This window comes from Sulfitobacter dubius (genome assembly GCF_027214245.1).
Lineage (GTDB): Bacteria > Pseudomonadota > Alphaproteobacteria > Rhodobacterales > Rhodobacteraceae > Sulfitobacter > Sulfitobacter dubius_A.
This window is the reverse complement of sequence record NZ_JAPWHM010000051.1, coordinates 1-255: the sequence shown is the minus strand read 5'-3', so window position 1 is coordinate 255 and position 255 is coordinate 1. Positions and strand designations below refer to the sequence as shown.

Here is a 255-nt window from a genome sequence, read left to right as displayed (position 1 = left end):
ATTCAGTGATGGTATCAAAAGCGGTTCCGGATCGAGAATCAGCTCCGAACCTTTGGCTCCTGCAATTCGCCTCGATAAATTGGCGATCACCCGCAAATATCGAATCGGCAATAAAAAACCCAGCGGACCCAGCCACCACCTTCTGCTGATTTTAATCCGCATATCGTCTCGTTCAGAGACGATTAGCTGCTCAGGCATCGAGCATTCGGCTTTTACTTCCAGAACCTGGAAGAGTGGTATCAGGAAGCCGAGCAC

At 49.8% G+C, this 255-nt stretch carries 1 protein-coding gene; it reads right to left on the bottom strand.

All coding sequences use genetic code 11. The features are described from left to right. Positions 1–255 (bottom strand): hypothetical protein (locus O4H31_RS19565; RefSeq protein WP_269348184.1); only part of this gene is annotated, 255 nt, incomplete at both ends.